The following is a 14,548-nucleotide window of genomic DNA, read 5'->3' on the forward strand; positions in this document are numbered from 1 at the left end:
CACCCTCACGGAGGAACGTAGAGATGAAGCCCATTCCGAAGATCGTGGACCTCAGCGAGATCGAGCCCAACACGCGGCGCGGCGGCGACCTGCGCGCCATGCTCACCCCCGCCACGGTGGGTTCCACCAGCGGTTTCATGGGTGTGGCCATCGTGCAGCCGGGCGACCGCATCGCCGAGCACTACCACCCGTTCTCCGAGGAGTTCGTGTACGTGGTCTGCGGTGAGATGGAGGTCGACCTGGACGGCGAGCCGCACCCGCTGCGGCCCGAGCAGGGTCTGATGATCCCCATCAACATGCGCCACCGTTTCCGCAACGTGGGCAATGCCGAGGCCCGGATCGTCTTCCACCTCGGTCCGCTGGCCCCGCGCCCGAGCCAGGGTCATGTCGACACGGAGGAGACGGAAGCCGCCGTCGCCGTGGGGCAGGTCCGGTCGTGACCCGGCGCGTGGCGGTTACGGGCATAGGCATCGTGGCTCCGGGGGGTGTGGGCGTACCGGCGTTCTGGGACTTGCTCGCCTCCGGCCGGACCGCGACGCGCGGCATCACCTTCTTCGACCCCTCCGGCCTCAGGTCGCGGATCGCCGCCGAGTGCGACTTCGACCCGGCGGCGCACGGCCTGGACGCCGAGGAGATCGAACGGGCGGACCGTTACATACAGTTCGCCCTGGTCGCCGGTGACGAGGCGGTCCGGGACTCCGGTCTCGACCTGGGCCGGGAGAACCCCTGGCGGGTCGGGGTGTCCCTGGGGACGGCGGTCGGTGGCACCACCCGCCTGGAGCACGACTACGTCCTGGTGAGCGCCGGCGGCCAGCACTGGGACGTGGACCACCGGCAGGCGGGGCCCCAGCTGCACCGGGCGTTCTCGCCGAGCACGCTCGCCTCCGCGGTGGCGGAACGTTTCGGCGCCCAGGGTCCGGTGCAGACCGTCTCCACCGGCTGCACCTCGGGCCTGGACGCCGTCGGCTACGCCTTCCACACCGTGCAGGAGGGCCGCGCCGACATCTGCATCGCCGGTGCCTCGGACTCCCCGATCTCCCCGATCACCATGGCCTGCTTCGACGCGATCAAGGCCACCTCCCCGAACAACGACGACCCCGAGCACGCCTCGCGCCCCTTCGACAACCGCCGTGACGGATTCGTCATGGGCGAGGGCGGCGCGGTGCTCGTCCTGGAGGAGCTGGAGCACGCCAAGGCCCGCGGCGCGCACATCTACTGCCAGCTCGACGGCTACGCCACCTTCGGCAACGCCTACCACATGACCGGTCTCACCAGCGAGGGCCTGGAGATGGCCCGCGCCATCGAGACCGCCCTCGACCACGCCCGCCTCGACCCCACCGCCATCGACTACGTCAACGCCCACGGCTCCGGCACCCGGCAGAACGACCGCCACGAGACCGCGGCCGTCAAGAAGGCGCTCGGGCAGCACGCGTACAGCACGCCCATGAGCTCCATCAAGTCCATGGTGGGCCACTCGCTCGGCGCCATCGGCGCGATCGAGGTCGTCGCCTGTGTGCTCGCCCTGGCCCACCAGGTCGTCCCGCCCACCGCGAACTACGAGACCCCCGACCCCGAGTGCGACCTCGACTACGTGCCGCGCGTCGCCCGCGAACGGCGCCTCGGCGGCGTCCTGTCCGTGGGCAGCGGGTTCGGCGGCTTCCAGTCCGCGGTGATCCTGACCCGGCAGAGAGGACGGACACGATGAGCGAACCCCGGTCTCGACGGGCCGCCGTCACCGGCATCGGTGTCGTCGCGCCCAACGGAACCAGCACCGAGACCTTCTGGAAATCCGTCCAGGAGGGACGCAACGTCCTCGACAAGGTGACCCGCGACGGCTGCGACCACCTGCCCATGAAGGTGGCCGGAGAGGTCCGCGACTTCGACCCGACGGCCGCCGTCGAGGAACGCCTCATCGTCCAGACCGACCGCTTCACGCACTTCGCGATGGCCGCGGCCGACCTGGCACTCGAGGACGCCCGCCTCGGCCGCGCCGACACCGACGGCTCGCCGTTCGACGTCGGCGTGGTCACCGCGGCCGGCTCCGGCGGCGGCGAGTTCGGCCAGCGCGAGCTCCAGCAACTCTGGGGCAAGGGCAGCCGGTTCGTCGGCCCCTACCAGTCCATCGCCTGGTTCTACGCGGCCAGCACCGGCCAGATCTCCATCCGGCGCGGCTTCAAGGGACCCTGCTCGGTGGTCGCCGCCGACGAGGCCGGCGGCCTGGACGCCCTGGCGCACGCCGCCCGCGCGGTGCGACGCGGCACCGACGTCATCGTGGCCGGCTCCACCGAGGCGCCCATAGCTCCGTACTCGATGGTCTGCCAGCTCGGCTACGAGGAGCTCAGCCGGGAGACCGACCCGGCCCGCGCCTACCGCCCGTTCACCGAGCAGGCCTGCGGGTTCGTGCCGGCCGAGGGCGGCGCCATGCTCGTCGTGGAGGACATCGGCTCGGCCCAAAGACGCGGGCTGCCGGTACGGGCCACCCTCGACGGACACGCGTCGACCTTCACCGGGGCCTCCCGCTGGGCCGAGTCGAGGGCCGGGCTCGCCCAGGCGATCCGTGGCGCCCTCGCCGAGGCCGGCTGTGCCCCGGAGGAGATCGACGTGGTCTTCGCCGACGCCCTCGGCGTCCCGGCGGCCGACCGGGCGGAGGCGCTGGCCATCACCGACGCCCTCGGCGCGCACGGCAGGCGGGTGCCCGTCACCGCGCCCAAGACCGGGATCGGCCGGGGGTACTGCGCGGCCCCCGTCCTGGACACCGCCGCGGCGGTGCTCGCCATGGAACACGGCCTGATCCCGCCGACCCCGGGTGTCCACGACATCTGCCACGACCTCGACCTCGTGACGGGCAGCGCCCGCGCCGCCGCACCACGCACGGCGCTGGTCCTCAGCCGGGGACTCATGGGGTCGAACTCGGCACTCGTGCTGCGCCACGGCGCGGCCGGGTGATCCGGCGAAGAAACAGCTGCCCAGCAGCGAAGAAGAAGGAGTCCCAATGAGCATCACCGTGGACGAACTGTCCGAACTCATGAAGAAGGCCGCCGGCGTCACCGTCGCCCCGACCGACCTCCAGGACCGGGCCGACAGCGGCTTCGACGCCCTCGGCGTCGACTCGCTCGGCCTGCTCGGCATCGTCGGCGAACTGGAGAACCGGCACGGCGTGCCCATGCCGGTGGACGCCGAGCGGTGCAAGACCCCCCGCCAGTTCCTCGACCTCGTCAACAGCGCCATGCCCGCGGGAGCCTGACATGACCGGACACACCCAGAACGAGATCACCATCGCCGCGCCCGTCGACCTGGTCTGGGACATGACCAACGACGTGGCCAACTGGCCCCAGCTGTTCAGTGAGTACGCCAGCGCCGACATCCTCGAGGAGGAGGGGAACAAGGTCACCTTCCGGCTGACCATGCACCCCGACGAGAACGGCAAGGTGTGGAGCTGGGTCTCCGAGCGCGAGGCGGACCGCGCCCACCTCCGTGTCAAGGCCCGCCGGGTCGAGACGGGCCCGTTCGCGCACATGGACATCCTCTGGGAGTACGAGGAGGTCCCCGCCGGCACCCGGATGGTCTGGACCCAGGACTTCGCGATGAAGCCGGAAGCCCCCGTCGACGACGAGTGGATGACCGACAACATCAACAGGAACTCCAAGGTCCAGATGGCCCTGATCCGGGACAAGATCGAGAAGGCGGCCACCGGCCGGCGCCCCGACCCGGCCCTGGCCGACTGAGCCGGCCGCCGGAAAGACAGGAACGGAGAGACACGTGCATCAGGCCCTGATCGTCGCCCGAATGGCACCGGGCTCCGCCCCCGACATCGCGAAGGTGTTCGCGGAGTCCGACCGGGGAGAGCTGCCGCACCTCGTCGGAGTGGTCCGGCGCAGCCTTTTCCAGTTCGGTGATGTGTACATGCACCTCGTCGAGTCCGAGCGCGAGCCGGGCCCCGCCATCGCGAAGGTCACCTCACACCCCGAGTTCAGGGGCATCAGCGAGCGTCTCACGGCGTACGTCAGCGCGTACGACCCGGAGACCTGGCGTTCCCCGAAGGACGCGATGGCCCAGCGCTTCTACCTCTGGGAGCGCGACGGCGGCGCGTGAACCGTCGTACCGCCGTACGCCAACGGTGCCGGACCCGCGCAGAACGCGGGCCCGGCACCGGCATGTCCGGGACCTGCCTCAGGCGGGCACCGTGCAGTCGAAGGCGTGCAGATACGGGTTGACCGGGCGGATGTCGTTGACGCTCAGACCCGCGTCGGTCAGCCGGCGCACCATGCTGTCCGTGGTGTGCTTGGCGCCGCCGACGTTCAGGAGCAGCAGCAGGTCCATCGCGGTGCTGAACCGCATCGACGGGGTGTCGTCGACCAGGTTCTCGATCACCACGACCCGGGCCCCGGGACCGCCCGCCGCGACCACGTTGGCCAGCAGCTGCGCGGTGGACTCGTCGTCCCACTCCAGGATGTTCTTGATGATGTAGGCGTCCGCGTCGACCGGTACGGCCTCCCGGATGTCACCGGGCACGATGCGCGCCCGGTCCTCCAGGTCACCGCCCGCGCGCAGCCGCGGCAGGGCCTTCTCCACCACCTTCGGCAGATCCAGCAGATAGCCCTTCATCGCCGGGTACTTGTCCAGCAGACAGGCCACCACGTGCCCCTGGCCGCCGCCGAGGTCCGCGACCGACCGGCTGCCGGACAGGTCGAGCAGGGCCGCGACCTCACGGGCCGACTGCTCGCTCGAGGTGGTCATCGCCCGGTTGAAGACGTCCGCAGACTCCGGGGCGTCCTCGTTCAGGTAGACGAAGAACTCCTTGCCGTAGAGGTCCTCGATGACGTTACGGCCGCTGCGCACGGCCTCGTCGAGCTTCGGCCAGGCGTCCCAGGTCCACGGCTCGGTGCACCACAGGGCGATGTACCGCAGGCTGTGCGGGTCGTCCTCGCGCAGCAGCCGGGAGGTCTCGGTGTGGGCGAACGTCCCGTCCGGGCGCTCGGCGAAGACGCCGTAGCAGGACAGGGCGCGCAGCAGCCGGCGCAGCGGCCTGGGGTCGGTCTTCACCGCGGACGCCAGGCTCTCCACGGTCATCGGGGCGTCCCCGAGCGCGTCGGCGACGCGCAGCCGGGCGGCCGCGCGGACGGCGGCGGCACAGGCCGCCCCGAACACGAGCTCGCGCAGCCGCATCGACGGCGGCGGTGCGTCGTCCCGCGCCGTGTCCTTCGGCGCCGAGAGGTCGCGTGCTGGTGCGGTCATGTGCCGCCTTCCTTCCTTGTGGGGGTGTCGTACGGCCGTCAGGTCAGCACAGACCGGCGGGCTTGGACTTCTTGCAGGTGTTGGTCTTGAAGCTGTTGCCGTGCTTGGTGGCTTCCTGGTTGATCAGGTCGGCGGGGGCGTTGCCCGACAGCTTGTTGCGGGTGATCTGGTTCTTGTCGCTGGTGGCGCCCACGAAGCTCTTGACGATCACGACACCGCCGGACATCGGGGACTTGCCCGAGTTCCCGGTGACCGTGTTCCCGGTGACCAGGGTGTCCTCGGCGCCGGTCAGGACGATGCCGGAGCCCTGCAGGAAGGACAGCCGGGCGGTCTTCTTGCAGTACTTGTTGTTCTTCACGACCTGGTTGTCGGCGACGGTGATGTGACCGGCCTTCGGCTTGTTCTCGTCGCCGACGACGAACACGCCCGCGCAGTTGCCGGTGACCGAGTTGTCCGAGACGGTCAGGTTGCGCAGCCGGCGCACGGTGACGCCGATCCGGTTCTTCTCCAGCAGGTTGTGGTCGACCACCGTGCCGTCGGTGTCGGTGGCGCCCTTCTCCGCGGTGATCGTGTTGGCGAGGAAGAGGCCCGCGTCGCCGTTGCTCCTGGCCACGTTGTACCGGTAGGTGCTGTGCACGGAGCGCTCTTCGGCGATGCCCCACTGCCCGTTCTTCACGGCGGCCACGCCGTGCACGTTCAGGTTGGCCGTGCCGACCGCCATGACGCCGGTCCGGGAGAACCCGGTCACGGTCATGTGGGCGATGGTGACGTCCTCGACGGGCTTGCTCTTGGTGCCGACCACGCAGATGCCGTTGCCCATCTCCGCGCAGGACTTCTCGGCGGCGGCCTTCTTGGTCATGGCCTTCTTGGTCATGGCCTTCTTGGACTTCTTGGCCGGCTGGAGCACGGTCTCCGGGCCCACACCGCGCAGCGTGAGGCTGGGCGTGGTCACCTTGACGCTCTCGCGGTACGTGCCGGCCAGCACGAGGACGGTGTCGCCGGGCTCGGCCGCGTCCACGGCCTTCTGGATCGACTCACCCGGATGCACCTCGAGGATGCGGTGGGCAGCGGTCGCCGGGGCGGCGCCGAGCAGGGAGCCGCACAGGGCGGCGGCACAGGCGAGGTATGTGATATGGCGTTTTGTCACATTTGGCAGGTTAGGAGCCGATGACCCGATTACCCGCTGGATAGGCCGTTCGGCGGCGTGTCATCCGGGCCGCGGCGGGCCGGACCGGAGAAACACGAAGGCGGGGCGGTCGCATCGCGACCGCCCCGCCTTCGTGTTCTTGAACGCCTACCGCCCCCGGGGACCGCCCTTGGGCATGCGCATGCCCTTCGGCATCGGCCCCTTCGGCAACGGCATGTTGGACATCAGGTCGCCCATCGCCCGCAGCCGGTCGTTGGTCGACGTCACCTGGGGGCCGGTCAGCACCCGCGGGAACTTGAGCATCGTGGTCCGCAGCTTCTTCAGCTCGACCTGGCCCTCGCCCATGCCCACGATCACGTCGTGCACCGGCACGTCGGCCACGATCCGGGCCATCTTCTTCTTCTCGGCGGCCAGCAGGGTCTTCACCCGGTTCGGGTTGCCCTCGGCGACCAGGACGATGCCGGCCTTGCCGACGGCCCGGTGCACCACGTCCTGGCTGCGGTTCATCGCCACCGCCGGTGTCGTCGTCCAGCCCCGCCCGATGTTGTCCAGGACGGCGGCCGCGGCGCCCGGCTGGCCCTCCATCTGGCCGAAGGCCGCCCGCTCGGCCCGGCGGCCGAACACGATCGCCGTCCCGAGGAAGGCGAGCAGCAGGCCCAGGATGCCCAGATAGACCGGGTGGCCGATCAGGAACCCGATCACGAGGAAGACGGCAAGGATGCCGAGACCGACACCCGCGAGCACAAGACCGATCGTCTTATCGGCCTTGCGGGTCATCTTGTACGTCAGGACGATCTGCTTCAGTCGCCCGGCATTCGCAGCGTCCGCTGCGGGTTCCTTCCTCGCCATGCCCCGAAGTCTACGTGGCCCCGGGAGTGCCTTCGACGGCAGTGCCCGGAGAAGGGCCGGAGAAGGCCGTCAGGAGCGGCCGGCTGCCTGCTCCAGGAAGAGCTGCGCCTCGACCCGGTCCTTGGCGCGACGGCGGTCCTCCAGCACGGAGGTCCAGGCGTTCTGGCGGGCGGTGCGCTGGCCGCCGCTCATCAGGAGGGACTCGACGGCGCGCAGCGCGTCGGTGAAGGACGGGATGGCGGTGGCGCGAACGGGCGCGGCCTGCATGGTGAAGGTCCCCCCTCGGAGTGGGTGTACGTGCTGTGATACCAGGGTCACTGATTGGTGTTACCAGGGCGTGACCGACCGGTCAAACACCAATGAAACCTTGATACGCGGGCCCCGCACGCCGACGCGGTCCTGACGGGCGTCCTCATCAGCGAGGACGGTCAGGACCGCGGTCATTCGGACATTACTGGCCGGTAGTTACTTGTGCGCGAATTCACACGCTCGGCGGGTGCCGGAGTCAGACCGCCTGCACGGCGACGAACGCGCCCCGCTTCTCGACGGCCATCTGGTAAAGCCGCCCGGCGCGGTAGGAGGAGCGGACCAGCGGCCCGGACATCACACCGGAGAAGCCGATCTGCTCGGCCTCCTCCTTCAGCTCCACGAACTCCTGCGGCTTGACCCAGCGCTCCACGGGGTGGTGCCGCACGCTCGGGCGCAGGTACTGCGTGATGGTGATCAGCTCGCAGCCGGCCTCGTGCAGCTGCCGCAGCGCCTCGGAGACCTCCTCGCGGGTCTCGCCCATGCCGAGGATGAGGTTCGACTTGGTGACCAGGCCGAAGTCACGGGCCTCGGTGATGACCTTCAGGGAGCGCTCGTAGCGGAAGCCGGGGCGGATCCGCTTGAAGATCCGCGGCACCGTCTCGACGTTGTGCGCGAACACCTCGGGGCGGGACTCGAAGACCTCGCGCAGCAGCTCCGGGACGGCGTTGAAGTCCGGGGCGAGCAGCTCGACCTTGGTGCGGCCGGCCTCGCGCTCCGCCGTCTGCGCGTGGATCTGGCGCACGGTCTCGGCGTACAGCCAGGCGCCGCCGTCCTCCAGGTCGTCGCGGGCGACGCCGGTGATGGTGGCGTAGTTCAGGTCCATGGTGACCACGGACTCGCCCACGCGGCGCGGCTCGTCACGGTCCAGCGCCTCGGGCTTGCCGGTGTCGATCTGGCAGAAGTCGCAGCGCCGGGTGCACTGGTCACCGCCGATGAGGAAGGTCGCCTCGCGGTCCTCCCAGCACTCGTAGATGTTCGGGCAGCCGGCTTCCTGGCAGACCGTGTGCAGACCCTCGCTCTTCACGAGACTCTGCATCTTCGTGTACTCGGGGCCCATTTTCGCCCGGGTCTTGATCCACTCGGGCTTGCGCTCGATGGGGGTCTGGGCGTTCCTGACCTCCAGGCGCAGCATCTTGCGTCCGTCGGGTGAGACTGCGGACACGTCGGCTCCCTGTAACTTCGATTCCTCGGCGTACACCAGGGTACGCCCGTGATTGCTGGGCCCTTCCGTGGAGGCCAACCCCTCGGCCGCAGGGCGCATTCCCTGGGCCGGGACGGGGTCTTCTCCGTCAGGCCGGGGTCTTCTCGATCTCGCGCGGCTTGAGCTCCGCGTTCTCCAGGACGTCCTTCAGGTGCCGTTCCACCACCGGCAGCACCTCCTCGATCGTCACGTCCCGGCCCAGCTCGCCCGCCAGGGAGGCCACCCCGGCGTCCCGGATGCCGCACGGGATGATCCGGTCGAACCACTTGTTGTCCGGGTTCACGTTGAGTGCGAAGCCGTGCATCGTGACGCCCTTGGCCACCCGGATGCCGATCGCGGCGATCTTCCGGTCCTCGCGGCGCTGCCCGGCGTTGGAGGGCGCGTACTCCGGGCCGTTGAGTCGGGGGTCGAACTCCTCGTCGTGCAGCCGGGGATCGAAGTCCAGGGACAGCCCGCCCAGCGCCGGCCGCTGCTCGACCGGGTCGCCGAGCACCCACACCCCGCTGCGCCCCTCGACCCGGGTGGTCTCCAGGCCGAACTCGGCGCAGACGCGGATCAGCGCCTCCTCCAGGCGCCGTACGTGCGCGACCACGTCCACCGGGCGCGGGAGCTTCTGGATCGGGTAGCCCACCAGCTGGCCCGGGCCGTGCCAGGTGATCTTGCCGCCGCGGTCCACGTCGATGACCGGGGTGCCGTCCAGCGGCCGCTCGTTGTCCGCGGTGCGCCGGCCCGCCGTGTACACCGGGGGGTGTTCGAGCAGCAGGACCGTGTCGGGCGCCTCGTCGGCGAACCGCGCCGCGTGCACCCGGCGCTGCTCGTCCCACGCCTCCTGGTACTCGACGGCGTCCGCGCCGAACCCCATGCGGACGAACCGCAACTCACTCACGGCAAGCGCCTCCCTCGGGCGATGGGTGTGTCAGGCACATAACGCGCCCAAGCCACTGTACGTCCGCCCGTCGCGCGTCAGCCCTGGGGTCAATCCTCACACGATCGGATGAATGAACGTCGAAATGTGCGATCGGCTGCTCACTCTCCGCTACATTCGCGCCGTCCACGAGCACCAAAAGGGCTGCTCACCGGCAATCCGGGCACAAGCTACCGAGCTGAGCCAGAAGGCAGGAGACCGCACCGCAGATGACGGACCGACCCGCGCAGCGCACCCCCAACCGCCAGCTCGCCGCGCTTATCGCAGAAGCAGGGTTCTCCAACGCGGGTCTGGCCCGTCGGGTCGACCAGCTCGGTCTCGAACACGGGCTGGATCTCAGATACGACAAGACGTCGGTCACCCGATGGCTACGTGGCCAGCAGCCCCGGGGCACCACCCCCGCCCTGATCGCCGAGGTCTTCACCCGGCGCCTCGGCCGCCGGCTCACCGCCCAGGACCTGGGCCTGGACGCCTGCGCCCCGGTGTACGCCGGGCTGGAGTTCGCGGCCACCCCCGAGGAGGCCGTCGACATCGTCGGCGGGCTGTGGCGCAAGGACTCCGGCAGCCACGCCGAACTCCGCAAGATCGCTTTCACCCCGGCCGGGCTCGTGGTGCCCAGCCGGGACTGGCTGATCGGCCGCGCCGACGACCGGGTGGCCCGCGGTGAACCGGCACCGGCGGCGGTGGCCCGGGTCCCGGCGCAGACCCGCCCCGCCGTGCCCAAGCCGACGCTCGCGCCGGGACGCCCGCGCGGTCAGGCCGAACGCGGGCCCGGCCAGCGGGTCACCGGCGGGGACATCGCCGCGCTGCGCTCGGTCGGCGAACTGTTCCGCACGCTCGACGACGCGTACGGCGGCGGGCACGCCCGGCAGGCACTGGTGCGCTATCTGGAGCACGAGTGCGAGCCGATGCTGCGTGGCACGTACGGCGAGCAGACCGGCCGCAAGCTGTTCGGCGCGGCCGCCGACCTGACCCGGCTCGCGGGCTGGACGTCGTACGACATCGCCGCGCACGGGCTCGCCCAGCGCTACTTCGTCCAGTCCCTGCGCCTCGCCCAGGCGGCCGGGGACCGCTCCTACGGCTCCTACGTCCTCGTCACGATGAGCCGCCAGGCCGTCTACCTCGGCCACGGCCGGGAGGCGGTGCAGCTGGCGCGGGTGGCCCAGCAGGGCGTGGGCACCAACGCCCCGCCGATCGTGCAGGCGCTCCTGCACGCGGCCGAGGCCCGGGCCCACGGGGTCCTCGGCGAGGTACGGGCGTGCACGGGCGCGCTGGTCCGGGCCGAACGCGCCCTGGAGGCGGCCCGGCCAGGCGACGAAGTCCCCTACTGGGCCCGCTTCTTCGACGAGGCGCAGCTCGCCGACGAGTTCGGTCACTGCCACCGGGATCTCCAGCAGTTCCGGGCGGCGGCGCAGCACGCGGAGCGCTCGCTGCAACTCCGTGCGCCCTCCTATGCGCGCAGCCGCCTCTTCTGCCGGGTCGTCCTCGCCACGGCCCGCCTGGGCCTCGGCGAACTCGACCAGGCGTGCACGCTCGGCGCGGAGGCGGCCGGCGCCGCGGCGGAGATGCGCTCGGTGCGCGCGATCGAGTACGTCAAGGACTTCGAACGCCGACTGGAGCCGTACAAGGACGCGGCACCGGTGAAGGGCTACCGGGACAAGGTCGCCGCACTGAACTGACCGCCGCGCGACTGGCTGCCGGGCCGCTCTCTTTCCCGCCTCGGCTGAAGCTTCTTTCCGCCGAGGCGGTGATCGGCCACGACGGTGTGGTCCGGCGGTGCCGGGCCGGCCGGTGCCACTCGCCGTTGCCGGTTCCGGTTGGTCGCCGGGTGCCGCGCCGTCGCGGCTCCGCCGCGCCGGCGCGGCGGAGCCACATGTCGAATACGGCCCCGCGCCCCTGAAGGCGCGTCTACGCCGCCCGGCGTTGCATCGGCTCCGCCGTGTGCATCGAGCCGGATACACCCAGGTCCGTCAGGATCGCCGCCGTTGCCCGGTGGGCCGAGTGGAGGGCGCCCTGGACCGTGCTGGTGTCGCGGTGGTCGCCGCAGACGTAGAGGCCGGCCAGGAGGCGGACCGGGCGGCGGAGGTCGTGCGGCGGGCGCATCGCCGGGATCGCCTCCGGCGTGTGGTGGACGGCCAGGGTCTCCCAGCGGTGCGTCGACGTGCCGTAGAGCCGGGCCAGGTGCATCCGGACCTCCGTGTCGACGTCGGAGGGCGGCGGCCCGAGGACCGTCGAGGAGATCAGCGCGCGGCCCTGCGGCGCCCGGCTCGGGTCGATGTTGCTGACCACCGAGGTGTGGGAGACGGGCCCGCCCCGGTCCGCGTCGAGGAGGAGCGACGCCCCCGTCGTGAGCGCCGCCGGCTCGTCCGTGGTGTGGTGGACCACCGTCACCTGGTGGAAGTCCGGCACCCGCAGACCGGGCAGCAACCCGGCCGCGGCCCGCGCGTCCGTCGCCAGCAGCACCGCCCGGCAGCGGATCACGCCGTGCTCGGCCGTCGTCACGGACGTCGTCGAGACCGCGGTGACCCGTACGCCCGTGTGCACCGTGCCGGGCGGGAGGGCGCGGGCGAGGAGCTCCGGGAGGACCTCGGCGCCTCCCTCCGGCACGCACAGCCGCCCGCTCGCGAAGGACCGCAGGGCGAGGTCCGCGCACCGGCTGGACGTCGTCAGCTCCGGGTCGCAGAGCAGGGCCGCGAGCAGCGGGCGCAGAAAGCCGTCGATCGTACGGGCGGGCACCCCCCGCTCCGCGAGGGCGTGCGCCGCGGGGAGCTCGGGGCGGGCGAGGATGCGTTCCACCGGGGTCGTGGCGATCCGGCCCAGCGCCGCACCGAGCCGCGCCTGGTCGACCGCGCCGCCCATCGGCGCCGTCACCCGCGCCGGCGACACGGCCGAGCCGCCCCTGGGGGCGCTTGCCAGGGCGCGCACCGCATACAGTGCGCCCCTCGCGCTCCCGCCGCCCGCCGGAGCGCCGGCCCGGTGCCTGCGCCCGTCGCGATGCAGCAGTACGCCGGGCGCGAACCGGCGCAGAACCAGGGCGTCCAGTCCCGGTGCCAGCTTCAGCTCCGGGTAGGACGTGGACAGGAGCTGCCCTATCCGGTCGAGCCGGAAGCCGTCGACCTTCTCGGTCGACATACGTCCGCCGGCGTAAGGGGCGGCCTCCAGGACCGCGGTCGTTACTCCTGCGCTGTTCAGCCGATGAGCCGCGGAGAGACCGGCGACACCGGCTCCCACGATGACGACGTCCGCCTGGTACGCGGGCTCATGCACGAGGCCCCTCCTCGATTGCGCGTCCGGTGGAGACGTGATGCCCCCAACCGGCTCTGGGGATACCCGAGTTCGGGTCGAGGTTAGGACGGTGACCGGTCAAGGACAGTCGCGCATGAACAGGGCACGGTCGCACACCGGTCGCATACGCTCACGTCGGTGGTCAGGCCGCGCGGATCGCGTCCTCGATGCCCGGGAACGCGAAGGTGAACCCCGACTCCAGCAGCCGCTTCGGCACCACCCGTTGGCTGCCGAGCACGTCCCCGGCCATCTCGCCGAGCGCCAGCCGCAGCGCCTGCGAGGGGACCGGGAAGAGGGCCGGGCGGCGCAGCACCCGGGCCATCGCCTCGGTGATCTCACGGTTCGTCAGGGGGTGCGGCGCGGTGAGGTTGAAAGGGCCCTCAAGACCCTCGGTCTCCATCAGGAACCTGATCGCGGCCACCTCGTCGCGCAGCGCGATGAACGACCAGTACTGCCGGCCGTCGCCCAGCCGACCGCCGAGCCCCGCATTGAACAGCGGGAACAGCCGGCCCCAGGCCCCGCCGCCGCGGGCCACCACCAGACCCGTGCGGATGAACACCGTCCGGATGCCCGCCTCCCGAGCCGGGGCCGCCGCCTCCTCCCACTCCACGCACAGCGACGGCAGGAAGCCGTCCCCGGGTGGCGCGTCCTCGTCGACGACCCGGTCGCCCGTCTCGCCGTAGAAGCCCATCGCGCTGCCGCTCACGAACACCCGCGGCGGCTCCTCCAGGGCGGCCACCGCCTCCGCGAGCGCGGCCGTGCCGAGGACCCGGCTGTCCCGGATCCGCCGCTTGTAGGCGGCCGTCCAGCGCCGGTCGCCGATCCCGGCCCCGGCGAGGTTCACCACCGCGTCGCAGCCGGCCAGGCCGGCCGCGTCCACGTACTGCCCCTCGGGGTCCCAGCAGACCTCACCGGAGCCGTGGGCCCCGCGCCGCACCAGGCGCACCACCTCGTGCCCGTCCGCCCGCAGGGACCGCACCAGGGCGTTGCCGATCAGACCGGACGCGCCGGCCACCGCGATACGAGAGCGTTCCATGCTTCCCAGCATGCCGGGAGCGGCGCCGGAAAACGCGTGGGACCCGGGTGCCGCCGGACTTAGGGTGACCACATGCCCGAACCGTACATACGCACCGCTCTGCCCGACGACGACCAGGAACTCCGCGCCCTGGACCGGGCGACCTGGTCGTACCTGCACGCCGTGCTCCCCGAGCCGCAGCCGCCGTACGACCCCTTCTTCGACGAGCGCCACGCCCCCGAGGACACCCTGGTCGCCGAGCTCGACCGGCGCATCGTCGGCTACATCCGCCTCGGGTTCGCCTACAACATCGCCTCCAACGCGCACGTCCGGCAGATCCAGGGCCTCGCGGTCGCCGAGGAGGCCCGCGGGCACGGGGTCGCCCGGGCGCTGCTGCGGGCGGTGATGGAGGAGGCCCGCCGCCGCGGCGCCCGCCGGATCCGGCTGGGTGTCCTCGGGCACAACGGTCCGGCGCGCAGGCTCTACGAGTCGGAGGGCTTCGCCGTCGAGGGCGTGCTGCCGGGGGAGTTCCTGCTGGGCGGCGAGTACGTCGACGACGTGATCATGGGCCGGGCGCTGTGA

The 14,548-nt window shown here is 71.5% G+C and carries 16 protein-coding genes; 8 read left to right on the plus strand and 8 right to left on the minus strand.

Translation table 11 applies throughout. From position 1 onward, the window contains the following. The first annotated feature begins 23 nt into the window (after nt 1-23). The 6 genes from ACWDGI_RS17260 to ACWDGI_RS17285 are packed head-to-tail and all read left to right on the plus strand — an operon-like array spanning nt 24 to nt 4,092. Nucleotides 24-440, plus strand: a complete 417-nt coding sequence (locus ACWDGI_RS17260) for a cupin domain-containing protein (protein WP_450759810.1) — start codon at nt 24-26, stop codon at nt 438-440. Further along, nucleotides 437-1,705 (plus strand): beta-ketoacyl-[acyl-carrier-protein] synthase family protein, encoded by a 1,269-nt coding sequence (locus tag ACWDGI_RS17265; RefSeq protein ID WP_360493699.1) that lies wholly within the window; start codon nt 437-439, stop codon nt 1,703-1,705. Before ACWDGI_RS17260 ends, ACWDGI_RS17265 begins: the two co-directional genes overlap by 4 nt. Continuing rightward, on the plus strand, nt 1,702-2,946 hold the full coding sequence (locus tag ACWDGI_RS17270; protein ID WP_450759812.1) for a ketosynthase chain-length factor: 1,245 nt from the start codon (nt 1,702-1,704) through the stop codon (nt 2,944-2,946). The genes ACWDGI_RS17265 and ACWDGI_RS17270 overlap by 4 nt, the downstream gene beginning before the upstream one ends. 46 nt (nt 2,947-2,992) lie before the next feature. Continuing rightward, on the plus strand, nt 2,993-3,244 hold the full coding sequence (locus ACWDGI_RS17275) for an acyl carrier protein (RefSeq protein WP_360493705.1): 252 nt from the start codon (nt 2,993-2,995) through the stop codon (nt 3,242-3,244). Between the two features lies 1 nt (nt 3,245). After that, nucleotides 3,246-3,725 carry an SRPBCC family protein gene (locus ACWDGI_RS17280; protein ID WP_450759814.1) on the plus strand — a complete coding sequence of 160 codons (480 nt, stop codon included), beginning with the start codon at nt 3,246-3,248 and terminating at the stop codon, nt 3,723-3,725. A gap of 34 nt (nt 3,726-3,759) precedes the next feature. After that, the gene (locus tag ACWDGI_RS17285; protein ID WP_450759816.1) at nt 3,760-4,092 is read left to right on the plus strand and encodes a TcmI family type II polyketide cyclase; all 333 of its coding nucleotides are present in this window, start codon (nt 3,760-3,762) and stop codon (nt 4,090-4,092) included. Nucleotides 4,093-4,170: 78 nt separating this feature from the next. Here the strand turns inward: ACWDGI_RS17285 and ACWDGI_RS17290 are convergent, their stop codons facing one another. From ACWDGI_RS17290 to lipB, 6 genes are all read right to left on the minus strand, one after another. After that, complete coding sequence (locus ACWDGI_RS17290) at nt 4,171-5,235, minus strand: methyltransferase (RefSeq protein ID WP_450759818.1); 1,065 nt, start codon at nt 5,233-5,235, stop codon at nt 4,171-4,173. Between the two features lie 43 nt (nt 5,236-5,278). Then, nucleotides 5,279-6,382 (minus strand): right-handed parallel beta-helix repeat-containing protein, encoded by a 1,104-nt coding sequence (locus tag ACWDGI_RS17295; protein ID WP_450759820.1) that lies wholly within the window; start codon nt 6,380-6,382, stop codon nt 5,279-5,281. A gap of 147 nt (nt 6,383-6,529) precedes the next feature. Continuing rightward, the gene (locus ACWDGI_RS17300) at nt 6,530-7,231 is read right to left on the minus strand and encodes a DUF4191 domain-containing protein (protein WP_450759822.1); all 702 of its coding nucleotides are present in this window, start codon (nt 7,229-7,231) and stop codon (nt 6,530-6,532) included. A gap of 69 nt (nt 7,232-7,300) precedes the next feature. Beyond that, nucleotides 7,301-7,498 carry an SCO2195 family GlnR-regulated protein gene (locus ACWDGI_RS17305; RefSeq protein WP_351732150.1) on the minus strand — a complete coding sequence of 66 codons (198 nt, stop codon included), beginning with the start codon at nt 7,496-7,498 and terminating at the stop codon, nt 7,301-7,303. A 238-nt stretch (nt 7,499-7,736) separates the two neighbouring features. Beyond that, the gene (gene lipA, locus ACWDGI_RS17310) at nt 7,737-8,702 is read right to left on the minus strand and encodes a lipoyl synthase (RefSeq protein WP_450759824.1); all 966 of its coding nucleotides are present in this window, start codon (nt 8,700-8,702) and stop codon (nt 7,737-7,739) included. A gap of 127 nt (nt 8,703-8,829) precedes the next feature. Then, a complete protein-coding gene (gene lipB / locus ACWDGI_RS17315; protein WP_450759826.1) occupies nt 8,830-9,627 on the minus strand; it encodes a lipoyl(octanoyl) transferase LipB in 798 nt (265 codons plus the stop codon). A gap of 248 nt (nt 9,628-9,875) precedes the next feature. On the opposite strand from lipB, the gene ACWDGI_RS17320 reads away from it, so the two are divergent. Continuing rightward, nucleotides 9,876-11,345 carry a regulator gene (locus tag ACWDGI_RS17320; RefSeq protein WP_450759828.1) on the plus strand — a complete coding sequence of 490 codons (1,470 nt, stop codon included), beginning with the start codon at nt 9,876-9,878 and terminating at the stop codon, nt 11,343-11,345. A gap of 229 nt (nt 11,346-11,574) precedes the next feature. Here ACWDGI_RS17320 and ACWDGI_RS17325 read toward each other — a convergent pair whose 3' ends face one another. After that, nucleotides 11,575-12,933 (minus strand): NAD(P)/FAD-dependent oxidoreductase, encoded by a 1,359-nt coding sequence (locus ACWDGI_RS17325; RefSeq protein WP_450759830.1) that lies wholly within the window; start codon nt 12,931-12,933, stop codon nt 11,575-11,577. A 160-nt stretch (nt 12,934-13,093) separates the two neighbouring features. Next, on the minus strand, nt 13,094-13,987 hold the full coding sequence (locus ACWDGI_RS17330; RefSeq protein ID WP_450759832.1) for a TIGR01777 family oxidoreductase: 894 nt from the start codon (nt 13,985-13,987) through the stop codon (nt 13,094-13,096). A 72-nt stretch (nt 13,988-14,059) separates the two neighbouring features. Here ACWDGI_RS17330 and ACWDGI_RS17335 point away from each other — a divergent pair, with 72 nt between their 5' ends. Then, nucleotides 14,060-14,548 carry an N-acetyltransferase family protein gene (locus ACWDGI_RS17335; protein WP_450759834.1) on the plus strand — a complete coding sequence of 163 codons (489 nt, stop codon included), beginning with the start codon at nt 14,060-14,062 and terminating at the stop codon, nt 14,546-14,548.

The sequence above is a fragment of the Streptomyces sp. NPDC001220 genome, assembly GCF_053597895.1.